General features: G+C 54.8%; 14 protein-coding genes. 13 read left to right on the forward strand and 1 reads right to left on the reverse strand.

Annotated features, from left to right (window positions below; genetic code table 11):
* Nucleotides 1-122 precede the first annotated feature (122 nt).
* Nucleotides 123-5,171, reverse strand: coding sequence for an MGH1-like glycoside hydrolase domain-containing protein (locus tag B5F54_RS14605; protein WP_172749759.1), 5,049 nt, complete (start codon nt 5,169-5,171; stop codon nt 123-125).
* A 399-nt stretch (nt 5,172-5,570) separates the two neighbouring features.
* On the opposite strand from B5F54_RS14605, the gene tsaA reads away from it, so the two are divergent.
* From tsaA to B5F54_RS14670, 13 genes are all read left to right on the forward strand, one after another.
* Nucleotides 5,571-6,263: a tRNA (N6-threonylcarbamoyladenosine(37)-N6)-methyltransferase TrmO gene (gene tsaA / locus B5F54_RS14610; RefSeq protein WP_087234970.1), complete on the forward strand. Its 693-nt coding sequence runs from the start codon at nt 5,571-5,573 to the stop codon at nt 6,261-6,263.
* 533 nt (nt 6,264-6,796) lie between these two features.
* Nucleotides 6,797-14,194 carry a glycoside hydrolase family 2 TIM barrel-domain containing protein gene (locus tag B5F54_RS14615; protein WP_172749760.1) on the forward strand — a complete coding sequence of 2,466 codons (7,398 nt, stop codon included), beginning with the start codon at nt 6,797-6,799 and terminating at the stop codon, nt 14,192-14,194.
* A gap of 599 nt (nt 14,195-14,793) precedes the next feature.
* Nucleotides 14,794-15,753 (forward strand): beta-ketoacyl-ACP synthase III, encoded by a 960-nt coding sequence (locus B5F54_RS14620; protein ID WP_087234972.1) that lies wholly within the window; start codon nt 14,794-14,796, stop codon nt 15,751-15,753.
* Nucleotides 15,754-15,787: 34 nt separating this feature from the next.
* Nucleotides 15,788-16,735 carry an enoyl-[acyl-carrier-protein] reductase FabK gene (gene fabK, locus B5F54_RS14625; protein WP_087234973.1) on the forward strand — a complete coding sequence of 316 codons (948 nt, stop codon included), beginning with the start codon at nt 15,788-15,790 and terminating at the stop codon, nt 16,733-16,735.
* Nucleotides 16,723-17,643 (forward strand): ACP S-malonyltransferase, encoded by a 921-nt coding sequence (locus tag B5F54_RS14630; RefSeq protein ID WP_087234974.1) that lies wholly within the window; start codon nt 16,723-16,725, stop codon nt 17,641-17,643. The genes fabK and B5F54_RS14630 overlap by 13 nt, the downstream gene beginning before the upstream one ends.
* Nucleotides 17,644-17,689: 46 nt before the next feature.
* Nucleotides 17,690-18,430: a 3-oxoacyl-[acyl-carrier-protein] reductase gene (gene fabG / locus B5F54_RS14635; RefSeq protein ID WP_243252493.1), complete on the forward strand. Its 741-nt coding sequence runs from the start codon at nt 17,690-17,692 to the stop codon at nt 18,428-18,430.
* Between the two features lie 21 nt (nt 18,431-18,451).
* A complete protein-coding gene (fabF, locus tag B5F54_RS14640; RefSeq protein WP_087234976.1) occupies nt 18,452-19,687 on the forward strand; it encodes a beta-ketoacyl-ACP synthase II in 1,236 nt (411 codons plus the stop codon).
* Nucleotides 19,688-19,699: 12 nt separating this feature from the next.
* Nucleotides 19,700-20,191: an acetyl-CoA carboxylase biotin carboxyl carrier protein gene (gene accB, locus B5F54_RS14645; protein WP_087234977.1), complete on the forward strand. Its 492-nt coding sequence runs from the start codon at nt 19,700-19,702 to the stop codon at nt 20,189-20,191.
* A 20-nt stretch (nt 20,192-20,211) separates the two neighbouring features.
* Nucleotides 20,212-20,622 (forward strand): 3-hydroxyacyl-ACP dehydratase FabZ, encoded by a 411-nt coding sequence (gene fabZ, locus B5F54_RS14650; RefSeq protein ID WP_087234978.1) that lies wholly within the window; start codon nt 20,212-20,214, stop codon nt 20,620-20,622.
* A gap of 34 nt (nt 20,623-20,656) precedes the next feature.
* Nucleotides 20,657-22,000, forward strand: a complete 1,344-nt coding sequence (accC, locus tag B5F54_RS14655) for an acetyl-CoA carboxylase biotin carboxylase subunit (RefSeq protein ID WP_087234979.1) — start codon at nt 20,657-20,659, stop codon at nt 21,998-22,000.
* Nucleotides 22,001-22,003: 3 nt separating this feature from the next.
* Complete coding sequence (gene accD / locus B5F54_RS14660) at nt 22,004-22,894, forward strand: acetyl-CoA carboxylase, carboxyltransferase subunit beta (RefSeq protein WP_087234980.1); 891 nt, start codon at nt 22,004-22,006, stop codon at nt 22,892-22,894.
* Entirely contained in the window at nt 22,881-23,663 is a 783-nt protein-coding gene (locus tag B5F54_RS14665) for an acetyl-CoA carboxylase carboxyltransferase subunit alpha (RefSeq protein ID WP_087234981.1), read from the forward strand. The genes accD and B5F54_RS14665 overlap by 14 nt, the downstream gene beginning before the upstream one ends.
* Nucleotides 23,660-24,490 (forward strand): DegV family protein, encoded by an 831-nt coding sequence (locus B5F54_RS14670; protein WP_087234982.1) that lies wholly within the window; start codon nt 23,660-23,662, stop codon nt 24,488-24,490. The genes B5F54_RS14665 and B5F54_RS14670 overlap by 4 nt, the downstream gene beginning before the upstream one ends.
* Nucleotides 24,491-24,646 lie beyond the last annotated feature (156 nt).

A 24,646-nucleotide genomic window follows, 5' to 3' on the forward strand; every position in this document is an offset into this window, starting at 1 on the left:
ATTCCCCTGTTAAAACTTAACTCTTGTGTGCGATAATAAGTCCCCCGTCCTGGGAATTTTCCCAGAACGGGGGACTTATGGTTTACAGGAAAGAACTCTTTCCTGTTATTTCGTTTTTGTTCTTACGCAATCGTCACTGCACAATGCTTCACTGCATTCTGGCCCGGCAGGGTGGTATAAACGCCCGTGCTCTGGCCCGGCGTGCCGGTCGCATAGACTCTGTAGTAGTAGTCGTTGCCGACCTTCGCCACAAACTGCGTCTTCAGCACATCGCCGTTGCCGACCGTGAAGCCCGGCGTCATGGCGTTGCCGTTGACGACCGTCATCTTGAAGCAGTATGCCTGGCCATGCTTCAGTGTGAAGTTGACTGTCGTATCGGAAACCACATAGGCATTCGCCGCCACGCTCTGGCTTGCAGATACAACGCCCGCTGTGCCGTATGCGTTGCCGACATTCGCAGACGTGCTGCCGCTGTTCTTCGAGCCCGTGGAGGTGCTCTTCTCGACCAGACCGTTGATGCTATTCTCCAGCGCCTCGACTGCGTCTGCAACCTCTTCTTCGGTCGCTTCTGCGTCGTTCAGGACTGCCTTCGCAGTGCTCAATGCGGCCTTCATCGTTGCCACGCTCTTCGCCGTGTACTTATTGGTGTTGATCGCTTCAGCTTCTCCGATCAATGCTTCCAGCGCATCCTTATTCGGGATCATGCGCAAGGCGGAGATCGCCGCCGTAAGGTCTTTCACAGCCGTGTCCACCGCATCCTGCGTTGCGTTTGCATCTTCCAGCACGGTCTTTGCTTCGGCCAGGACGGTCTCAAAGCTCGTCCATGCGTCGTTCTGGATGTACTGATCCACATTTGCAACAATGCTGTCGCCCTTGGTGACCAGCGCTTCCAGCTCGGTGACGTCTGCGCGATAGACCAAGCCATAGATGGCGTCATACAGCGCATCCACCGCTGCGGTGATGTCCGCTTCCAGGACTTCTTCATCGTCCAGCAGCTCTTCCGCCGCCGCATACGCTTCGTCCAGCGCATCCAGGCTGTCCGGCGTAAACAGGTCGCGGTCGATGGAATCTGCGATTTCCATCGGGATGTCCAGCTGGCTCTTGTCGCCTGCAACAAAGCTCAGGTAGTGCAGCGCGTCGATCAAGTCGCTCCATGCGGTGTTGATCTCGTCCTGCGTTGCGGTCTTCTTTGCCTCGACGTCCTTCGCTGCCTGCAATGCCGCTTCGTACTTCTCCTGCACGGACGGTACGGCTTCCGCTGCTTCGTCCGCTCTGCCTTCTGCAATCTCAATGGCAGCGCGCAGGTTCTGCTTGTCTACCACTGTAAAGGTATAGGTGTTCTCTAAGCCCTTGACTGCGTCCTCTGCCGGGATTTCTACCACAAAGGAATCCGCTTCAAACGCGGATTCTTCCACATCCACTCCGTTGACCTGCACGCCGGCGAATTCGCGGCCCTGCATCGGCGTAAATTCGAGGGTGAGCGCTTCTTCCGTTGCCGGAACCGTATACACGCCTAGCAAATCGGCAATTGTCTGCTCCTCGCCATTGACTGCCAGCGACGCATTGCGTCCGTTGTAGCGGATTACGATCGTGTCTTCGGTGGGTTCTTGCCCTTCAGGATCGTCGTAATCGAGTTCGCTGAAATCGTACCACAACTGTACGTGCTCATCTTGGGGGGTGATGCTCTGGGATTGGAATTCTTCAAAGGTCAATGCCTTGTCGTATATGCGGAAATTATAGAAGGTGTGCGTGTTGCGATGGTCGTCCACCTCGGCATTGTCGAATTCACCAAGCCCAACAGAGAAGCCGTGTTCGCTCCGGTCGATTCCAGTCACGCCGTCCGTTGTATAGGACTGATCCTCCACATACAGGCGCAGTTGATCTGTGTCCGCATCAAATACGGCGGCAACACGCAGCCAGTTTTTGATCGCTTCGGTGGAGATTACATCACTGCTCACTCCTTGCCAGCCACCGTTGTGACAGATGTAGAAATACAACCGGTATCCTCCGCCAACGGCCTCTGTCCGGAAACCGACCGAGCGGTCGCCATTCCCTGCAAGGTAGCCAAAGCTGCTGCTCTCTCCGATCTTGAGGGTTGTCTCGATGGTAAAGCTGTTCTCCGTTCCGCTGAGAAGCTCATTGAACTTTGCATCAGCGTCCTTTACATTGACAGGAAACCATCCCTTCAAGGCGTATTCCTTTTCTTCATCCTTAATAATCTTAATATCCTTTTTATTGGTCAGTTCCGTGATATCGATGTCATAGCCGTTTTGACTCTTATCTTTAATCCATACTTGGGCCTTTTCTTCTTGGATGCGCTGTGCAAGGCCAATCATTTCCGTCAGGGTTTCAATCTTTTCCGGATCAATCAGGTCCTGCGCCTCTTCGGGTAGGCTTTCATATTTTTCCTGAAGGGCGAGCAACTGTTCTGTCTGATCTGGACGGGTAACAATGATCTCGTCAATGGATTTGGAAAGCCTTTCAGCCGCCGCTTTATCCAGTTCCTGCACAATTTCGTCCGTATTTTCCGGTTGGCTCAAAATGGTCTGTGAGGTTGTCTCGTTCGCGCCGGAGAGGGTGTTCTGGAACAGATTATAGAATGCGGCCGATGACCAACCGAAGTTCGTGGCATTGAGCCGGTCGCCTGTTTCCGGGTTGTAGTTTTCATTGATCGGTTCGTCGCCCAACAAGCCCTTTGCATTGTCAAACAGGCGGTAGGCGGACTCTACAGCCTCTTCACCCCGGCCATAGTTGTGCATGGCTTCCACCGCAAACATCGCCTGATCCATCCAGACCGGGCCTCTCCAATAGGCGGTCGGGCTGTATTTTGGATTATCCCTTGCTGCGGTGGGGAAGGGCATTGGGGTATAGAACTGGTTTTCGTCGAGCATGTTGTCGATGACAGCCTCCGCCTGCGCCGGCATAGCCATATTTGCCCAGAGCGGGATCCAGCCCTCGGTTCCTTTGCCGCGGTTGACCAGCAATTTTTTCACCGATCCGTCTTCGTTGGTTTGCAGATCGTAATAGAAACCGGTTTCTACATCGAACATATTCTCGTTGACGTAGTTACGCACCTGCTCGGCTTCCGCTTCGTATTGTGCAGCTTCTTCCGTTTTGCCGAGCATCTCCGCCATCGCATTGAGATAACACTTCTCGGCATACAGATAGGCGTTCAGGTCGACCGATTCCTGATTGAGGGTATAGCCGATGGTCTGCCCGTCATCGTTTTTGACGCGATAGATTTGAATGCCAATGTCGTCTGGTCCATATCCCTCTATGTCAAACCGGGTGGCGTTGTCCATGCCGCTTTCCCAAGCTGCTGCCTGTAAAACCATACCGGTGTTAAACAATGCTTCTCCGTTCTCATCATACAGGATGTTCCCGGAGTCGTCATACTGGTAGTGGTCGCGGTGTACCATAGCGCCATATTCCGCAATGCCGTTGTGATCGATGTCGCGGTTTCTGTACCACCATTCGTGATAGGCCACCAGCTTTGGATACATTTCTGCGATGAAGTCCTCGTCTCCGGTCTGCTGATAATAGTTATAAACAGCCCAAGCAGCCAAAGGTGGCTTTGTATCGCGGTCGTTCCCAATCCCGGTGTCGCGGAACAAATCGCAGATCACGCCGGCATCCCACGGACGGTTGGCGTCGTCCTCTTGAATCTGGAAGGCGAACTGCGCACGCAATTCCTCTTTAGCGAGGTCCGGATTGAACCGGGAGGTTGCGACAGCATGTTTCCAGGAGTCCCACGCCCAGAAGCCGACGCTTGTGTCGCCAAACGGCTGGATCGCACCGTAGGGCATCTGCCCGGCCGCGCTGCGCCAGTTGCCTATCAGGGTAATGACCGCTTTTGTCGCCGCATTCTTGTACCTTTGCTCCACATCGGCTGTCTTGATTTTCTCGAGGTACCCATCCCATCTTGCCTGGTTTTCTTCAAAATAGGATGCACTGTTTTGCAGCATATCGGCAACTTTGCTTTCTTCGGCCTCCGCTTCCTCCGCATCAAAGGTGTAGCTCTGCGTTTGGTAGATGGACTCGCTGCCCTGTGCGGGAACCGTCAGGTCCAACGCTGCCTCATAGGAGGTACCGTCTGCCGTGATCTCCACCGGCCGGCCAAACCGGATGTCATAATGGGTTGGCTCCCGGACAGCAATGGAAACGCCGTCTTCTATGGCTTGTAGGGTCCCCATTCGCAGGCTTCCCACCTGTTTGAGCTGCAATTCAAGCGCTTGATCGGTTTTGTTTTCCACGGTTGTCTCGATCAAAGCGGTGCGGTCGCTGGCAAAAATCAGGTTTAGATGCAAAATGAAGTCGTCCAGTTCATAGGACTGCACCAACTTGCCCGGATAGGCGGTCGCAGTCAGCACGCTCTTAGAGAGATCGTATGTAGTGCCGTCCTGGTTGGTGACCTGCCATTTGCCGATGCTGTCCGCTAAGGTATTGAACCCGCTGTCCAAAATGACGGTCGGCCCAGCAAAACCGCCGAGTTTTCCTGTGTCGTCCCCGGAGGGCAGGCGGAATCCAAACCATGCGCCCATATCGGAGAACTTATTGTCCACGGTATTGAGGATATTCGCATAGTCCCCCGCTGCATCGGTCCCGGTTGGAGTGCCCCAGACGCGGAACTCCCGGATGGAGCTGCCGGAGGAGACTTTCCCTTCTTCCAGCGACTGCATGCGGATATACCGGCCCTGCCCGCTGACGCGGAACGATTCCGCATCCCTAGTACCGTTTTCGGGAACCGGGTCATAGCGGCCGTTGTTGTTGCGGCAGATGGTTTTAAAGTGCTCATTGTCGTCCGATACCTGGATCTCATATTTCTTGGCCCAGGCGCCGGTGCTGCTGAATTCCGATTCCCCTTCCCAGAGGATTTCAATCTTGCTCAGGTCATAGACAGCCCCCAAGTCGACGGTCAACCACGCGTGGTTCATCTGCTCCGAGGTCATGCCGCGCCATTCATTTGCCCAACGTGTTTCTTCATCGCCATCAATCGCATAGATGGCCAGCCGATGGACGCCATTGTCATCCTGCTCGCTGTTTGCAAACGCGTTAATGGGCTGGATCTGTTCCGGTTCATTACTTGCAGCGCCAAAGGCTTGGATGGATGGGGCATAGGACGCCAACATAGCGATCGCCAGGAGCGTAGATACAATTTTTTTTCCTTTCATCTGAATACCTTTCCTCCTCTTTTTCATAAAGTCCTTTTTGTGTAGGGTTATAGAGCCTCCTTTCCTTATTTTATATATATCAATTCTTCGAACAGAAGTTAAATAGTTTATTCATAAAAACAATGATAATATTTTAAAAATATTATGTAATTTATCATATCTTGCTACTGCAAATAGTAACATTTTTTTCAAATAGTGTCAATTACCTTTTATAATAAAGCCAAAACGGATTTTATGCGGAAATAGGTAAGAGCAATCGATCAAGTATTGCTATTTCAGAGGGGCTTGCTGACGGTCAATATCCGTTGTATGATTAAACTGGAAACATTTAATAAAGCTTATGGGAGTTATGAATTATCCAGATGCGGAATACATCGTAGCATTGGAAAGGAAACCGTCATGAATGAATTGATTGCGATAAAAGTTATTGCACAGATGCACTGCGATTTTTCTACCAAATTTGGGATCCCCAGGCAGAGCGGCCTGGTAAAAGCCTTAAAGGGGACCGTTGTGTTTGCGCCCGAGTACCGCAATCCGGACGCTGTGCGCGGATTGGAAGGCTTTTCCCACATATGGCTGATCTGGCAATTTTCCGAGGCCGTGCGGGAGGGCTGGTCGCCCATGGTGCGGCCGCCGCGCATGGGCGGGAATACCCGCATGGGGGTGTTTGCCACACGTTCCCCGTTCCGTCCCAATGCGATTGGCCTTTCCAGTGTGAAATTGGATCGAGTGGAGTTCAGCCCTACGTTGGGGCCGGTGCTGCATGTCTCCGGCGCGGACTTAATGGATGGGACCCCGATTCTGGATATCAAGCCTTATTTGCCGGGGGTGGACAGCCATCCGGAGGCAGTGGGGGGATTTGCGGACCAGTTCCAGGGATATGCGTTGGAGGTGGATTTCCCAGAGGAGCTGTTACGATGCATTCCGGAAAACCGCCGGGAGGCCCTGATGGGTGTCTTAGCACAGGACCCGCGCCCATCGTACCAACACGACCCGGAGCGGCAATATGGCCTTTCATTTGCGGGCTTTGATGTGCGGTTCCGTGTGCGTGACGGCGTTTTATCGGTCTGTGAAGTGGTGCCTCTTACGTAAAAGGGGATCCCACCTTGCAAAAATTGAGAAAATAGGTTTGCTTTGGCCGCGTATTGTACGCGGCTTTTTTACTGCCAAAGCTGATCTGTAAAAATCCACAGAAACTGGAAGAAGCAGAATTTAAAATAAAATACATATTTTGAAAAATTTGGTCTTATTTTCTGAATTGGATTGTACAAATAGCTGCTTTTATCAAATTTTTAATTGCCTATGGCTTCATAGGCAACGTTCCAATGAATGGTTTTACTTTAATCAAAGAAATAATTTTAGGAAAAATGCAAACAAATTACTAGAATGCCAGAAAAAAATACTATTCTTTCCAAAACATTTGTGGTATAATGTATAAAAAAATAGATCGATTTTGAATAATATTATTGTTTATCCCTTTTTAGGAGGGAATATATGGGTTTAGGAAATGAGGGGTACCAAGCGTGGGGTAGAACTATGGCAATGCTGTAGAGGGAATTGCTTATAGCGAAAAAACATGTTTGGTAGTTCCTTGTTGAATATTTTTAGATAGGGGAGAGATGTGCATGAAATCGAAGAAGCTGGTTTCCCTGCTTCTCGCAGCGCTCATGACCGTCAGCGTAGGCATTCAGCCTGCTTTTGCTGCTGGGAATGACGCGGGAGATCCGTGGGACAGCGACGCACAGTGGCCGCAGCTTACGCGGGCCGCTTCCGAAATGAAACCCGAAGACCCGAAGTTTACCCACAAAGAGTGGACAGGCACCACCTATACTGGCCTAGACGGCCAGCAGGAAAACGCCTGGGACGTTGTGGGGATCAACCGCGAACCCGCAGCGACGTCGACGGTTCCTTATGAATCCGTGGACAAGGCTGTGACCGGCGCAGTGGATTATGCAAAGGACCAGTCCGCATACGTCCAAATGCTTTCCGGCTCCGGCGAAAAAGATTGGCAGCTCGTGGTCGTATCCAATCCGGAAAAGGGCCAGAAATATCTGGACGACGGCTTTATGAACCCCGATTATGAGGTCAAAGCGGAGGACGGTTGGTACGATGTAGAAGTTCCGCGCAGCTGGACCCGTTATGAAGACTGCGGCGATTGGGACTATTCCATTTATACGAATACCCAGATGCCCTGGCAAGAAGGGGATAATGCCAGTGTGCCGCAGGCGCCGACCAATTATAACCCGGTGGGTTTCTACCGCAAGGAATTCACCGTAAATCCTTCCATGCTTCAGGAAAACGGCCGTGTGCTGATTTCCTTCCAGGGCGTGGAATCCGCTTATTATGTCTATGTCAACGGACATGAGGTGGGCTACAGTGAGGACAGCTACCGTCCGCACGAGTTTGATATCACCGATTACCTGAACCCGCAGGGCGAAGTCAACACCCTCGCTGTTGAAGTACATAAATTCTGCGACGGCACGTGGATGGAAGACCAGGACATGATCTATGACGGCGGTATCTTCCGCGACGTCTATCTCTATTCCACCCCGCTGGTGCATATCTCGGACTATCGCGTGATTACCGACCTGGACGAGACCTATACGAACGCAGACCTCCAGCTGAGCCCGGTGGTCACCAACTATGCGACGCAGGATGTCTCGAACTTTGCCATCGACGTTCAATTGTTTGATGCAGAGGGCAACGACGTCTTTGCAAACGACCCCATGCGCATTGACCTCGGCGCGATCGCCGCGGGCGAATCCGCAACGGCGGACGCCAGCAAGCTGGTTAGGAACCCGGAGCTTTGGAGCGCAGAGTACCCGAACCTCTACACATTGGTTCTGAACCTTTATGACAAGACTTCCGGCAAGCTGTTTGAGAGCATTTCGCAGCAGCTCGGCTTCCGTGAGATCGAGTTCACCCGCACGGAAGTAGACGAAAACTACAACCGGATTACAACGGAGTATGAGCCGATCACCATCAACGGCCAGCCGTTGTTGTTCCGCGGCACGAACCGCCACGACACCGATCCGTTCGGCGGCAAATATGTGCCGAAGGAAGTCTACGAGGAAGACGTCAAGCTGATGAAGGAATGGAACCTCAACGCGATCCGCACTTCTCACTATTCGAACGACGAATACCTCTATTACCTCTGCGACAAGTATGGCCTGTATATGATGGGCGAGACAAATGCGGAATGTCACGCGATCATGGGCCAGAACGACAACATTAATAACTATTTGGATACGATCTTGTTTGACCGCCAAAACACGTCCTATCAGACGCTGAAGAATCAGACAGCGATTGTGGCATGGTCCATCGGCAACGAGATGAGCTATGACCGCCACGGCGGCGACGATATCTTCCCGCGTGCAGTGTGGTTCTTCAAGGACCGCGATTTGACCCGCCCGGTTCATGCGGAAGGTTTGAACCAGGACTGCGGCACCGATATGGGCAGCAATATGTATCCGACGGTCAGCACGGTACAGGGATATGCTGGCGAAGGCAAGATGCCCTATGTCATGTGCGAATATGACCACGCAATGGGCAACGCAGTCGGCAATATCAAAGAATATTGGGATGCAGTCCGCAGCTCTGATAACATGCTTGGCGGATTCATTTGGGACTGGGTCGATCAGTCCCGTTACATCGATCTCGACTCTCTGCCGAGTCAGAGCAACATTACGGAACGGAGTAACAATGCCGCGGTCGCAACGATGACTGGGCCCACAACGGTAAACGATGCGGACGATGCTTCCCTCACAGGCAAGTCCTACAGCGGTTATGCAGTCATTTCCGGCGAAGCAAATGATGTTTATAACGAGGTCCTTTCCGGAGAAGATGCAAACTTCACCTTTGAAGTCATGGTGAAGCCGGACTCTACTGCGATGAACAGTGTATTCCTTGCAAAGGGCGATTCCCAGGTTGCTTTGAAGACCCGCAGCAGCGGTGCTCCTGGCGTAGAATTCTTCGTCTATAATGGCGGCTGGCAGTCTGCCTCGTTTGACCTCCCGAGCGATTGGGTGGGCAACTGGCATCAGATCGCAGGCACCTACGACGGAAGCGCTTTGAAGGTCTACTATGATGGCAAGCTGATGGCGACCAACAACGGTCGTTTCGATATTCGCACCAATTCGTATGACCTCGGCGTCGGCATCGATCTGGAGCACAATCGCACAGTGGATGGAGAAATCTCCATTGCGCGCATTTATAACAAGGCACTGACGGCGGAAGAACTCCAGGCACAGAACAGCCAGGCACCTGCCATCGGCGCAACCGACGACAGCGTTGTGCTGTGGCTGGATTACTCCGAGCCGATTACCGAGCTGGAGAGCCAGTATTGGGATTACTATGCAGAGGATTATGCACAGCAGAATCTCTACAATGAAGAGATGGACGGCAAGTTCTTTGGCTACGGCGGCGACTTTGGCGATAGCAACAACAGCGGCAACTTCTGCGTGAACGGCCTCGTATCTCCGGACCGCGACCCGCAGCCGGAGCTCTATGAAGTGAAGTATCAGTACCAGTCCATTTGGGTAACGGCAACGGAAAATGCGCTCGTAAACCGCAAGGTCAACATCTATAATGAGAATAACTTCACCAATGTCAACGATTATGAAGTCCAGTGGAAGCTTTTGCAGGACGGCGAAATCATTGACGAAGGGACTCTGACGGATGAAGAAGCGAATGTAGCGCCGAAGGAGACCAAGACAGTTACCATCCCATACACCATGCCCGCAGAGAACGAGCGTCCGGCAGGTGCGGAGTATTACCTCAACATCGACTTCCTGCTCAAGGAGGATACGCTTTGGGCAGAGGCAGGCCACGAGGTCGCGCACGAACAGTTCGCAATCCCGGCAGTTGCCCCGGCAGTTGCCCCGGTCATCTCCGATAAGGCAGTCACCGTGGATACCGAAAGCGATGCGGACTATGTCCTCATCTCTGGCGACGGCTTCAGCTTTAAGCTGAATAAGACCACGGGCGCGATGTCCAACTATGTCTTCCGCGGCGAAGAGATTATCGAAGAAGGCCCGGCGCCGGACTTCTGGAGAGCGGCGAACGACAACGATAAGAATATGGACTCCACCTGGAAGAACGCCAACAAGAACATCACGCTGGATGAAGATGGACTGACGGTCTCCACGGCGGAGGACGGCAGAACGGTCATCACCACCGAGTTGACGTTGAACAATGCGAAAGGCGCGAAAGAGACGGTTGTATATACGATCGACGGTTCCGGTGCGGTTACAGTCAACTTTACATTGGATGCCACCGACACGAGCATGGGACAGATCATGAAGGTCGGTTCTACGATGACTCTGCCAGCAGGCTATGAGAACATCACCTGGTATGGCAACGGCCCGTCCGAGGGTTACACGGACCGCTGCTCATATGCAACGGTTGGTGTCTTTGATACCACGGTTACGGATTCCTTCTATCCCTTCCTCCGGCCCCAGACCTCTGGTAACCACAACGGTGTGAAGTGGATGGCTTTGACGGGCGAAGAAAAGCCCTATGGCGTCCTTGTTGCCGGCAAGCAGGATCTGGAAGCAAGTGCCCTACACTTCACGATGGATGAACTGGACGCGGCAAATCATCCGTATGAGTTAACTGCTCCGAATGAGGAGACGTATTTCCATGTGGACCTGATCTCCCGCGGTATCGGCAACGCAAGCTGCGGCCCGGATAACCTGGATCAGTACAAGGTACCGAACAATCAGGCATACACCTATGAGTACACCATTATCCCGTATGAGACCGCTTCCGGCGACCCGATGGAGCTGAGCAAGCCCTGGAGAACCCTCGAGAGCTTTGACCAGGATGCATTTGACCAGCAGCAGGCGCAGGCGGTGGAAGAGGCGATCGATTCGATCTTCGTGTATTCCTATGACCAGCTCGACGAGGTCGAAGCGGTGATGAATCTCTACGAGGGACTGACCGATGCCCAGAAGGCGCTTGTTTCCAATTACAGCGACCTTGAGAGCGCATTGGAAGAAGTTTCGACGCTCCGCGGCAAGGCTCCGTATGTGAAGGATCAGAGCAACAACGCGATGGATCCCGTCATCCCGGAGACGGCAACCTTGATTCATGACGACACCTTTGGCGCTGCTATGACAGGTTATATGCCGATTCTAAATAACAAGGGAACCGACGGTGGGGACATCTTCAAAGATGTGTTCAAAGGCAAGAACCCGTTCACTGTGGAAGTTTGGGTGAAGCCGTCCACCAACCAGAGGGATTACGACATGTTCCTCGGCAAGGGCGATAGCTGCATGGGCTTCCGTATCCGTACGTCGACCATTGATTTCTTCATCAAGGCGAACGATGGCAAATGGTACACCTATGAGTACGAATATAACCGCGACGAAGTGATCAACAAGTGGAACCACATCGCTGGCATTTATGACGGCAGCAACCTGTACCTCTACCTGAACGGCGAGATCGTCGCGCAGGCGGCGGATAGCTCTACGGGCGGCGTGGCTTCCAATGACACGGACTTCTATATCGGTTATGACTCTGAGACGGGCAGAAGCAACAGCAATCAGTTCGCCAAGGTGCGCGTCTACAATAAGGCGCTCAGTGCCGACGAGCTGAACGGCCAGGACGCTTATGACAAGGCAGAAGCAGAAGCACCGGCTATCACTCCGGACAATGAAAACGTTGTCCTGTGGCTCGACTTTGCAACGCTCGGCTACAACGACGTACCGGTTGTGGACGAGGACGGAGTGACGCTTTCTCCGAAGAATGCAGAAATCGTCCTGGGCACCGACCAGGAATACACCATTGTGAAGGCCGCTCCGACGGCGACCGCAAAAGCGGGTTCTGCACGTGCAGCCGCAACCATGGAAGACCTGCAGGCTCTGCTCGAGCAGGCAAATGGGATTGATACCAGCATCTACACAGAGAGCAGCGTAGCAATTCTGAATGCAGCCATCAACGTGGCGAACGTTGTAGTGGCAACACCGGGCGCGGCAGAAGCGATTATCGACAGCGCCTATAATATGTTGAAGGCAGCCATCGAAGGATTGGTGTGGGATGATACGTATGAAGTAACATCCGCAGATTGGTCCATCGTCGATTCCTTCGGACGCGAGATCGAAGGCGCGAGCATTACGCCGAATCCGGAGGATGCTGGCAAGGCGACGGTTTCCGTGGGCGAAAACGTTCCGGTTGGGACGAGAATCCGCGTGATGGCCACCAATATCAATGGCAACGAGAACCTCTCTGCAAAGACGTATGCGACGGTCGTTCCGGTTCCGGAGAAGACCCCGTATGAAAAATTGCAAGAACTGTATCTGGAGGCCACAAAGATTCACGATGCAGGCCAAGGCGAGTATCTTGACACGGCTTGGGAAGCGTTCGAATCTGCGTATGCGGCCGCAGGCGCAGCGCTGGATAACGAATCCGCAACGGACGCAGAGCTGCTGAACGCGTTGGATACCTTGCAGGCGGCAATCGACGGCCTGACGGTAGAAGAACCCTCTGAGCATACCCTGCGCGTCGAATACGATTCCAATGTGACGCTTTTGGTCAACGGTGAAAAGCCGCCGTTTGCAGACTTGCTGGGCAGCTACACCGCAGAGGTCATGGCGGGCGACGAAGTGACGCTGACCTTTGCGACGAGACTGGATGGCAGAGAGTTTGCAGCGGCCTCCGTGCTGGTCAATGGCGAAGAGACGCCAGTTGATATCGAAGCACTGGATTCCACCAAGGAGTTTGATTATGTGTTGACGATGCCGAACACCGAAACCACGGTGCAGCTCGTGAGCACAGTGATCAGCAAGCTTGCATTGCGCGAGGCAATCGCAAATGCGGAAACGGCTATGGCCGGCGAAGAGTATGCGACGATGATCCCGAGCGCAAAGAGGAACTTTGACGCAGCATATGCAGCGGCGGTTGCTGTTGAGGCGGACAAGACGGCCTTGCAGGACGAAATCGACGAAGCTTGGAAGAACATGTTGGACGCAATGTTCTACCTGTCCTTCACCGCTGGAGACAGAGAAGGCTTGGCGGCCTTGTTGGATCTCCTGCCGGATCTCAACGAAGAGGACTTCACGCCGAATAGCTGGGAGGCCTATGAGAAGGCTGTTACGGACGCAGAAGCGCTCGTAGACGACGAAGACGCTCTGGAGACCGAAGTGGAGCCGGCAAAGCAGGCCCTGCAGGATGCAATCGCAGGCTTGACCTTCCGCGCGGATACCAGCTCTCTGGAGACGCTGATTGCGAAGGCGGAAGAGATCCTGGCCGACCTGGACAGCTATGAGAGCAGCGAAGAGGTCAAGAACGCCTTCATAGACGCCCTGGATGCAGCCAAGGCAATGATGGAAAACGCCAATGCTACGCAGAAGGAAGTCAATGCATGTGCAGACGACCTGACGGTTGCAATGGCAAACCTGCGCAAGACGCCGGATAAGGACGCATTGGAGGCTTTGATTGCCCAAGGCGAGCAGGCGGATGCAAACGACTACACAGCGGTGGACTATGCAGCGTTGAAGGCTGCTATCCAGACCGCGAAGGCAGTTGTTGCAAAAGCGGACGCGTCCTCGGAAGAGATTGTCAGTGCATACAATACCCTGCAGGCGCGTATCAACGCGACGACAGAGGTTGAGGAGCCCACGAAGCCGGATGCTGGCAACAGCCACAAGACTTCCGGATCTTCCAGCTCGAAGAAGAACAGCAATGTGTACGGCTCTGCTGGCACAGCGGTCGTCAACCAGGCGGTCACCGCAGCGCAGAATGTGCTTGCACAGGCGAGCGTATACAGCGATACAACGGTCAGCTTCTCCTTGAAGAGAGGCAGCGCATATTGCTTCAAGATGACGGTTGTCAATGGAAACGGTGTTGCCCCGAGCTTCACCGTGGGCAATGGCAGCGTGCTGAAGACGCAGTTTGTGGCGCAGATCGGAAACGACTACTACTACAGAGTCTATGCCGTCGGCACACCGGGCCAGAGCACGGGCGTTTACACGACCTTGCCGGGCCAGAACGCGCAGCAGCATTGCTCCGTAACCATCGCATAAAGGATGGTTCGCACATCTTGAACTAGATAAGACGCAGGGCGCCCTGCCGCATTCATAAGAAGTGTTTGCGGCAGGGTGCTTCTTTACTTAGAAACACTTTTGTGCCTCGGACAAAGGAGGCGTTTCCTGGGCAGGAGGTTGTGCCTCTGTGGCCGGACTATTTTACAAGTTACGACTTGATTAGAAAGGGAAAATGTGAGAAAATACGTAAAAGAAAAGTTGTGCTTCTGACAGCCATTGGCTGTTGTGGAATGTACATTTATAATGTGTTTATAGGAAATCCTTTCACATGCATTCTAGCGAACCTGTTGAAAAAAAGAGATCTTTCATCGCTTTTTTCATTCTATATAGAGAAAAATAGCGGTATTTGATTGTTTTGAGCCCTTATAATGTAAAATACGAAAAATATTTTTCGCTTGACAAAAAATGGATTTGCAATATAATTAAAAAAATTGAAGTATTTTAAAATGAGCCGTTTTGTATCTTATGCCATTCAAAATGGCTGGCCCAGGTAGCCCCATGAGGGAAATGAATCCTATGGATTGAGGGCTTATTCCGCTCGGCGGACGACAATCAAAGTGAGAAAGAATGGTGTGAATATGAGTTTTCAGATCCTGGGGACGGGAAGTGCCCATCCTGCCTGCTCGCAGACAAACGATGACCTTTCGGCTTTCCTGGATACCTCGGATGAATGGATTTCCACCCGGACAGGAATCAAAAGCCGGTATGTCTGCACAACCGAAACCATATCCGATCTGGCGGTCGAGGCAGGGCGTGCGGCGCTGCGAGATGCAGGCGTCGAACCCGAAGAGCTGGATCTGATTATCTGCTCAACGATTCGGGGCGACTACATAACGCCTGCTCTGGCCTGCGTTGTCCAGAACAGGCTGGGGGCGACTTGCCCGGCGTTCGACATCAATGCCGCGTGTTCCGGCTTTGTTTATATGTTGGACGTTGCAGCCGGCTATTTTGCCCGTAAGCGCGTCAAGAAGGTCCTGCTGATTGCCGCGGAGGAGATGTCCAAGCTGCTCGATTGGAAGGACCGCCGGACCTGCGTGCTGTTTGGCGATGGGGCTGGCGCGGCTGTGTTGGGCGAGGGGGACGGCTTGCGCTCCATCCGCATTACGACGTCCGGCAATATGGACGTGCTTAGGATTCCGAACGTGCAGGGAAATTCGCCTTTTGGCGAAACCAAGGATTGTGAATCCTACCTCTTTATGGATGGGCAGGAGGTCTATAAATTTGCAGTCAACGCCATGTGTAACGATATACGCACCGTGATTAAAGAGGCGGGCCTGACAGAGGACGACGTGGATTTTGTGCTTCCCCACCAGGCCAACCTGCGGATCATTGAAACCGCAAAGAAACGGCTGGGTATCCCACCGGAGAAATTCCATGTGAACATCAGCCGCTATGGAAATACCTCTTCTGCGGGTGTTGCAATTCTGATGGATGAGATGCACCGCGCGGGAGCGTTCCATCCGGGCGATGTGCTTGTGATTTCCACCTTTGGCGGGGGCCTGACGACGGGCGCTTGTACACTGGTTTGGACCGTATAAAGATTGAGTGGATATCTGGAAAGGAGCAATTTTTATGATAAAGACACCGATTTGCGAGTTGTTTGGCATTGAATATCCGATCTTCCAGGGCGGCATGGCCTGGGTTGCGGATGCGTCCCTCGCCTCTGCGGTTTCGAACGCAGGCGGCCTGGGGATTATCGCCGGGATGAATTCCAACGGCGAACAGCTCCGCGCGGAGATCCGCAAGTGCCGTGAGATGACAGACAAGCCCTTTGGCGTCAACGTGATGCTGATGAGTCCCTTTGTCGAAGAGGTTGCACGCGTTGTGGTAGAGGAAAAGGTACCGGTCCTCACCACGGGCGCAGGGAACCCCGGCAAATATATGCCCGCATGGTTGGAAGCCGGGATCAAAGTCGTCCCAGTGGTGGCTTCTGTGGGCGTTGCAAAGCTGGTTGAGAAGCGCGGCGCAGCTGCGGTGGTCGCAGAAGGTGGCGAAAGCGGCGGACACATCGGTGAGCTCACCACCATGGCGCTTGTCCCGCAGGTGTGCGACGCGGTGAAGATCCCGGTGATCGCGGCGGGCGGCATCGCGGATGGACGTCAGCTGGCGGCAGCGTTCATGCTGGGCGCGGTGGGCGTGCAGGTGGGTACCCGCTTCCTGGTGGCGAAGGAGTGCACCATCAGCCCGGTCTACAAGGAAAAAATTCTCAAGGCAAAGGACATTGACACCATCAGCACGGGCCGCCGACTGGGGCATCCGGTGCGCGCGTTGAAGACGCCCTTCTCCCGCGAGTTGGCCCATATGGAATATGACCCCAATGTAACCGACGAGGAATTTGAAAAGTACGGCGTGGGTGCGGTGCGCAAAGCGGCGCGAGAGGGCGACGCACAGCATGGCTCGTTCCTGGCTGGCCAGGTGGCCGCAATGGTCAATAAAGAGCAGACCTGCAAGGAGATCATCGAGGATCTCTTCACACAGGGCGAACAGGTTCTCGGAGGTGCGATGAAATGGGTAAAATAGCCTTTTTGTTCAGCGGGCAGGGCGCGCAGTATCCTGGTATGGGAAAGTCGCTCTGCGAGGCCAGCGAAGCGGCCAAGGCGGTGTTCGATCTGGCGGATTCCATCCGTTCGAATACCTCTGCCCAGTGCTTTTCCGGGACGAAAGAGGAATTGAGCCGCACGGAAAATACGCAGCCGTGCGTCTATTGTGTGGATCTCGCGGCGGCGGAAGCCCTGAAAGCCAGCGGGATTGTGCCGGACGTGGCGGCCGGCTTTTCCCTTGGCGAGGTGGCTGCCCTGACGTTCTGCGGGGTGCTCACCCCGGAGGATGGCTTCCGTCTGGTGTGTAAGCGCGCGTCCTTTATGGACGAGGCGGCGGAGCGGACAAACGGCGGCATGGCCGCTGTGCTGAAGCTCTCCGACGAGCGTGTGGAGGAACTCTGCGCGGCGCATCCGGGGACCTATCCGGTAAACTACAACTGCCCGGGACAGGTGTCCGTGGCGGGCGAAAAGACGGCTTTGGAAGGGCTCTGCAAGGCGGTACAGGAGGCGGGCGGCCGTGCCGTTCCACTGGCGGTGAGCGGCGGATTCCACTCCCCGATGATGGATTCCGCGGCGGCACAGATGCAGGAGGAGCTTAAGCAAGTGGCGGTCTCCGCGCCGGCGACGCCGCTCTATGCAAACTATACGGCAGAGCACTATGCGCAGGATGCGGCGGCGATTAAGCAGAACATCGCCATGCAGGTCAACCACCCGGTCCCGTGGCAGGCGATTTTGAAAAAGATGGCGGACGAGGGCGTCACCGATTTTGTAGAGGTCGGGCCCGGCAAAACGCTCGCCGGTTTGGTGAAAAAGACGCTCCCCGGCGTATCCATCCATCGCGTGGAGGATGCGGAAACCTTACAGGCCACGGTGGATGCGCTGAAATAAAGCCATTTCCAGATCAAAATGATGAGAGACTAAAGGAGGAATTTTTTTGCTGACCAATCAGACTGCGGTTATCACCGGAGGTTCCCGCGGTATCGGCCGTGCGATTGCATTGAAGATGGCAGAGAGCGGCGCCAATGTTGCGATCGTGTATGCGGGCAACGAAGAGGCCGCCAACGAGACATGCGCGCTTGCCGCAGAGCACGGCGTGACCGCCAAAGCGTACCGCTGCGACGTGTCCGACTTTGATGCGACAAAGGAGACGGTGGCACAGATTCTGGCGGACTTTGGGCAGATCAACATTTTGGTGAACAACGCCGGCATCACGCGCGACGGCCTGCTGCTCTCCATGAAGGAGGCCGACTTTGACGCGGTGATCGATACGAATTTGAAGGGCGCTTTCCATATGATTAAGCATTGCTATTCGCATTTCATGAAGCGCCGCAGCGGAAGAATCATCAACATCTCCTCCGTCTCAGGGTTGATGGGCAACGCAGGGCAGGGGAACTACTCTTCCGCCAAGGCCGGGCTGGTCGGTCTGACCAAGTCCGTGGCGAAGGAGCTCGCTTCCCGCAATGTGACCTGCAACGCCATTGCGCCCGGTTTCATTGAAACGGATATGACGGCAAAGCTCAGCGATAAAGTAAAAGAAGGCGCGAGTGCGGCGATCCCGCTCAAGCATATGGGCAAGCCGGAGGATATTGCAAATCTGGCGGTCTTCCTGGCGGGAGACGGCGCGTCGTATATCACGGGCGAAGTCATCCGCGTGGATGGCGGCCTCGGTATGTAAAAGTTTGGGGGATTGTAAAAAATGGAAAAACGAGTCGTAATTACCGGAATCGGCGCAGTTACGCCGGTTGGCAACGACATCCCGACCACTTGGGAGAGCTTGCTTGCGGGCAAGAACGGCATTGGAAAAATTACGAAGTTCGATACGTCCAACAGCAAAGTGAACATTGCGGCAGAGGTCAAGGGATTCGATCCGTTGCTGTACATTGAAAAATCCCAGGTGCGCAAGATGGACCTGTTCACCCAGTATGCAATGGCTGCCGCGGCGCAGGCGATGCAGGACAGCGGCATCGAGGGCAAAGTGGAGCCGGAGCGCTTGGGCGTCTATATCGGCACGGGCGTCGGCGGAATGAATACCTTTGTGGAAGAGACCACGAAACTGCTCAACAAAGGGCCGAAGGGGATTTCGCCCTTCTTCATCACCAAATTGATTACCAATATTGCCGCCGGCAATGTTGCGATTAAATACCAGGCAAAAGGCCCGTCCCTCTGCGTTGTGACGGCCTGCGCAACTTCCGCCCACGCAGTGGGCGAGGCATTCCGGGCGGTCAAGCACGGCTATGCGGACGCGATCATCGCAGGCGGCACGGAGGCGACCATCAATGAGCTGGCCACTGCCGGCTTTGCCAATTGCATGGCGCTGTCCAACAGCGATGACCCGGAGGACGCCTGCACACCGTTCGACAAGCGCCGCAGCGGGTTTGTCATGGGCGAAGGCAGCGCGGTCTTGATCCTGGAGGAGTACGAGCACGCGGTTGCGCGCGGCGCGAAGATCTATGCGGAGATGGTCGGTTATGGCAATACGAACGACGCCCATCACGTGACCGCGCCGGACCCGGAGGCGGACGGACCGGCAAATGCCATCCGCCAGGCGATTGCGGAAGCGCAGATGCCTGCGGACGCATCCCTGTACATCAATGCGCATGGTACGAGTACACCTCTGAACGACAAGACAGAGACATTGGCGTTCAAAAAGGCGTTGGGGCAGAAAGCATACGAGGCGGTTATCAGCTCCACGAAGTCTATGACCGGCCATATGCTGGGCGCTACGGGCGCGCTGGAGGCCATTGTATGTGCGCTGGCCCTGCAAAACAGCGTGGTCCCGCCGACGATCCACTATCAAGAGCCCGACCCGGAGTGCGACCTCGACTACACCCCGAATACAGCCCGGAAGGTCGAGTTGGACTATGCGCTCTCTACCAACCTCGGCTTTGGCGGCCACAACGCATGTTTGGCGTTGAAGAAGTACAACGGGTAAGGAGGGAGTTTCATGAAAATCGAAGAAATCCGGGAACTCGCACAGATCATGAAGGAAAACGGCCTTGGCATATTGGAATTGCAGGAGGATGGAACCAACCTGCGCATGGAAGCCGCCAGTGCCGCTGCTCCGGCAGCCCCGGCGGTCGTGCCTGTGGTACAAGCGGTGCCCGCCGCTGCACCCGTGCAGGCAGCTCCGGCAGCCCCTGCTTCGGCGGCTTCGGCAGCGCCGGTGGCCACGCAGGATGGCACGCCGGTGGACTTCAACAATTTGAAAGAGGTCAAGTCCCCGATGGTCGGCGTGTTTTATCAGGCGCCTTCCCCAGAGGCGGACCCCTATGTCCGCGTCGGCAGCAAGGTCAAGAAGGGCGATGTGCTGTGCGTGATCGAAGCGATGAAGCTGCTCAATGAGATCACCGCGGACACGGACGGGGAAATCGTCGATGTTTGTGTAGAGAATGGACAGCTGGTGGAATACGGCCAGGTGCTCTTTAAGATCTTTTGAGGGCAGGAGGAAAAAGACCTATGACGAGAGAAGAGTTGAAAGAGATCCTGCCGCACCGTGAGCCCATGCTTCTATTGGATGAAGCGACCAAGATTGAGGACAATCTGGCGGAGGGCAAATATACGGTGCGCGGCGACGAATGGTTCTTGCAGGGCCATTTTCCGGGCAACCCGGTGGTCCCGGGCGTCATCCAGTGCGAAATGATGGCGCAGACCTGCTGTGTGCTGCTGGTGGAGGCGGTAAAGGGACATACCCCGCTCTACACCGGTTTGGATAAGGTGCGCTTTAAAGGGCAGGTAAAGCCGGGCGATACGATCGTATTCCATTGCAGCGCAACTGGACAGCGCGGGCCGTTCTGCTTTGCAAAAGGCGAAGGGCGTGTCAATGGCAAATTGGTGGTAAAAGGGGATCTCTCCTTTGCCATCGTTTGAGCATTGTGAATTTGATGATAAAGAGGTGTAGACCTTGTTTTCAAAGATATTGATCGCCAACCGTGGGGAAATCGCTGTGCGCATTATCCGCGCCTGTAAAGAGATGGGGATTTCCACGGTGGCCGTTTTTTCAGAGGCGGACCGCGACGCGTTGCATGTGAGCCTGGCGGATGAAAGCATCTGTATTGGCCCTGCGCAGGTACAGGACAGCTACCTGAATATGACGGCGATCCTTTCCGCGGCAGAGGCGACCGGGGCTGGCGCGATCCACCCGGGGTACGGTCTGCTCTCTGAGAATGCCAAGTTTGCCGCCCTATGTGAGGAGTGCCACATCGTCTTTATTGGGCCGTCCTCCAAGGTGATCTCCGAGATGGGCGACAAGGACGCTGCACGCAAGACCATGATTGCAGCGGGCGTGCCGGTTGTCCCGGGATGCGAGATGGTAGAGGATCTGGCCAAAGCCCACGAAGAGGCGGACCGGATCGGGTATCCGCTTCTGGTGAAGGCGCGCGCGGGCGGCGGCGGCAGAGGGATTCGCCGCGTAGACCGTTCTGAGGATTTTGAGGACGCATTCCGCTCCGCTTCTCAGGAAGCCCAGCTTGCTTTTGGGGACGGCGGCGTTTATCTGGAAAAGTTTGTCGCCCCCGCGAAACATATTGAGATGCAGCTCCTCTGCGACCGGCAGGGGAATGTCATCACGTTGGGGGAGCGCGAATGTTCCATCCAGCGGAAGAACCAAAAGATGATCGAGGAAAGCCCCTCCCCGGCGGTCACGCCGGAGCTCCGCCAGAAGATGGCGGAGGCGGCGGTGAAGGCCGCCAAGGCGGTTGGCTATACCGGCGTTGGGACCATCGAATTCCTGCTGGACCCGGATAAGAATTTCTATTTTATGGAGATGAATACCCGCTTGCAGGTGGAGCATCCGGTGACGGAGATGGTCAGCGGCATCGACCTGGTCAAATGGCAGATCCGCGTGGCTGCGGGAATGCCTCTGGCCTTTACGCAGGACGATATACACATTTCCGGCCATGCCATCGAGTGCCGCATCAATGCGGAGAATCCGGAGCTGAACTTCCGGCCGAGCTGCGGCAGGATTTCCCTGCTGCATATCCCGGGCGGCCCCTGGGTGCGCTTTGATACGGCGCTGTATCAGGACTATATGGTCCCGCCGTTCTATGATTCCCTGATCGGCAAGCTGATTGTCCATGCCCCGACGCGCGAGGAGGCCATCCGCAAGATGCAGGCCGCCCTGTGCGAATTGGTGGTGGAAGGCGTGGATCACAACGCGGAACTCCATATGGATATTTTGAGCACACCGGCGTTTAAATCCGGAGATTACTATACAAACTTCATGGAATTGCGGGAAAAGAGGGGATAACGGATGCTTCCAAAAAACCTATTTAAAAAGCCGAAAAACGACCTGGAATCGTATGACAAATATACCAAGTCCCCGGCGCCGGATATTCCAAGCGAGCTGTGCATCTCCTGCCCGGAGTGCAAAGCGATGCTGTTCACCAGTGAGCTGAACGAAAATCTCGACGTTTGCCCAAAGTGCGGCCACCACTTCCGCGTGAACGCGCGGCAGCGGATCAGCATGATTGCGGACGAGGATTCGTTTGAGGAGCACGACGCCAACATGCGTTCGCGCAACCTGATCGGGTTCCCCAATTACGACCGCAAGCTCAAACACGCGTATCTGGAGAGCGCGGAGAAAGAGGGCGTTGTCTGCGGTACGGCGCGCATCAACGGCATGAAATGCTGCCTGTTTGTCATGGAACCCTATTTTATGATGGGAAGCATGGGCACGGTGGTGGGAGAGAAAATCACCCGCCTGATTGAATACGCCACGGAGCACTCTCTGCCGGTGATCGGCTACACGGTTTCCGGAGGTGCGCGCATGCAGGAGGGGACGCTTTCCCTGATGCAGATGGCGAAGACCAGCGGCGCGGTCAAGCGCCACAGTGACGCGGGAAACCTGTACATTGTCGTGCTGACCGACCCGACGACCGGAGGTGTTACGGCCAGCTTTGCAATGGAAGGGGACATCATATTGGCCGAGCCCCACGCTTTGATTGGGTTCGCGGGGCCGCGTGTCATCAAGCAGACCATGCGCCAAAAGCTCCCTGCGGGATTCCAGCGCGCAGAGTTCCTGTTTGAAAAGGGGTTTGTGGACCAGGTGGTCCAACGCAGCGAACAGAAGGAAATGCTGGCAAAGCTCCTGTCTTTGCACGGCGCAATCCCGGAAGGAGGGGCGTCCAATGGAAGCATTTGAGCGCGTACAGGCGGCCCGTTCGAAAGGCCGGCCGACCGGAACGGATTTTATCAATCACATCTTTGATGATTTCATCGAGATGCACGGGGACCGCCGCTTTGGAGACGACAAGGCGATTGTGGCAGGAATCGCGCGTTTAAACGGGATGCCCGTCACCGTGATTGCGTTGGAGCGCGGCCACGATACCAAGGAAAAATTATACCGGAATTTTGGCTCCGCCCATCCCGAGGGATACCGGAAGGCCCTTCGTCAGATGAAATTGGCGGAGAAGTTCCACCGCCCTGTGGTCTGTTTTGTCGATACGGCGGGCGCGTTCTGCGGGATTGCAGCGGAAGAGCGCGGCCAAGGCGAAGCGATTGCAGAAAACCTGAGTGAAATGATGACCCTTAAAACGCCGATTATCTCGGTGTTTATTGGGGAAGGAGGCAGCGGCGGAGCCATCGGGCTTGCAGTTGCCGACGAGGTGTGGATGCTGGAAAACGCCCTTTATTCGGTCATTTCGCCCGAGGGATGTGCGAGCATCCTCTGGAAGGACAGCTCGAAGGTGAAAGAAGCTGCCAGCTGCCTGCGTATGACGGCGGAGGATCTGTTGCAGCTCGGGGTGATTGAGCGGGTCATCCCAGAGGGGCACAATCAATTCGAAGAGGTTTATCAGGGCTTAAAGACGGATCTGTATGAGAAGCTTTCCCAGAATGCAAAGCTCCCCATCCAGCAGCTGCTTGAGAACCGGTACAACCGATTCCGCAGAATGGGGGCTGGGAATGGATGATTACACTTGTGACGGACAGCACTGCCTACCTGACAAAGGAGGAAGCGGATCGTTTAAAGCTCCGTGTGGTGCCCATGCATTATACCATTGCCGGGAATTCCTATACCGAGGGGTTCGCGGACGAGAATCAGAATTTTGTGGATAAAATTGCGGCGAATCCGGATCTCTGCGCAACCGCACAGGCCTCGGTTGCGGATTTTGTCGGAATGTTTCAGGCGATTGTCCATCAGGGCGGCGAGGTGCTCTGTGTGGTGATTTCCTCGCGGTTGAGCGGTGCATATAGCAGCGCCTGTATTGCGGCAAAGGCTGTGGATGCGGAAAAGGTGCGCGTTGTGGATTCCCGCACAACGGCGGGAGGACTGGCATTGCTGCTCAAAAAGGCGGCGAAGCTGATCCGGCAGGGCTATCCTTTGGAAGACATTGTAGCGCAGGTGAAAAAGCAGCGGGAAAAGACCGGCATCGCCTTCTCCGTAGAGGACATGGAATCCTTGCGGAAGAGCGGCAGATTGAGCATTGTGCGCCAGTCCGTGGGGGCGATTTTGAACATCCGGCCGATCCTCTGTTTGGAAAAAGACGGCGGCGCATTGGTCTGCGCCGGCACGGCGCGCGGCCGGAATGCGCAGATGCAGGCGCTGGCGGACCGGGTGCCGGAGGATGCTGTGGAGGTCATCATTGAGTCCCTGGGGAGCGCCTATATTGCGCCCGCTCTGGCGGAGCGCATCCGCGCGCGTTTGCCGCATGCGGCCATTTCGCGGGCAACCTTGGGGCCTGTCCTGGCCATCCATATCGGCCTCGACGTCATTGGCGTTGCGTGGTCGGTTGAATAGAACGGAATCCTGGGTATTTTATAGAAATAGACTATATGGAAAAAACGTCCGAAATGGGCTTATTGAAGCCTGTGTCGGACGTTTTTGCGTTTATGGCGGCTATGAAGCGGGAGAATATCCCACACAGGTTGCTGCAAGGCACCCCGCTCTTGGCGG

The sequence above is a fragment of the Anaeromassilibacillus sp. An250 genome, assembly GCF_002159845.1.
GTDB classification, from domain to species: domain Bacteria; phylum Bacillota; class Clostridia; order Oscillospirales; family Acutalibacteraceae; genus Anaeromassilibacillus; species Anaeromassilibacillus stercoravium.

Excerpts from the sequence above, each read along its gene's own strand:
- B5F54_RS14605 (WP_172749759.1), bottom strand. The coding sequence starts at position 5,171 with ATGAAAGGAAAAAAAATTGTATCTACGCTCCTGGCGATCGCTATGTTG.
- tsaA (WP_087234970.1), top strand. The coding sequence starts at position 5,571 with ATGAATGAATTGATTGCGATAAAAGTTATTGCACAGATGCACTGCGAT.
- B5F54_RS14615 (WP_172749760.1), top strand. The coding sequence starts at position 6,797 with ATGAAATCGAAGAAGCTGGTTTCCCTGCTTCTCGCAGCGCTCATGACC.
- B5F54_RS14620 (WP_087234972.1), top strand. The coding sequence starts at position 14,794 with ATGAGTTTTCAGATCCTGGGGACGGGAAGTGCCCATCCTGCCTGCTCG.
- fabK (WP_087234973.1), top strand. The coding sequence starts at position 15,788 with ATGATAAAGACACCGATTTGCGAGTTGTTTGGCATTGAATATCCGATC.
- B5F54_RS14630 (WP_087234974.1), top strand. The coding sequence starts at position 16,723 with ATGGGTAAAATAGCCTTTTTGTTCAGCGGGCAGGGCGCGCAGTATCCT.
- fabF (WP_087234976.1), top strand. The coding sequence starts at position 18,452 with ATGGAAAAACGAGTCGTAATTACCGGAATCGGCGCAGTTACGCCGGTT.
- accB (WP_087234977.1), top strand. The coding sequence starts at position 19,700 with ATGAAAATCGAAGAAATCCGGGAACTCGCACAGATCATGAAGGAAAAC.
- fabZ (WP_087234978.1), top strand. The coding sequence starts at position 20,212 with ATGACGAGAGAAGAGTTGAAAGAGATCCTGCCGCACCGTGAGCCCATG.
- accD (WP_087234980.1), top strand. The coding sequence starts at position 22,004 with ATGCTTCCAAAAAACCTATTTAAAAAGCCGAAAAACGACCTGGAATCG.
- B5F54_RS14665 (WP_087234981.1), top strand. The coding sequence starts at position 22,881 with ATGGAAGCATTTGAGCGCGTACAGGCGGCCCGTTCGAAAGGCCGGCCG.
- B5F54_RS14670 (WP_087234982.1), top strand. The coding sequence starts at position 23,660 with ATGATTACACTTGTGACGGACAGCACTGCCTACCTGACAAAGGAGGAA.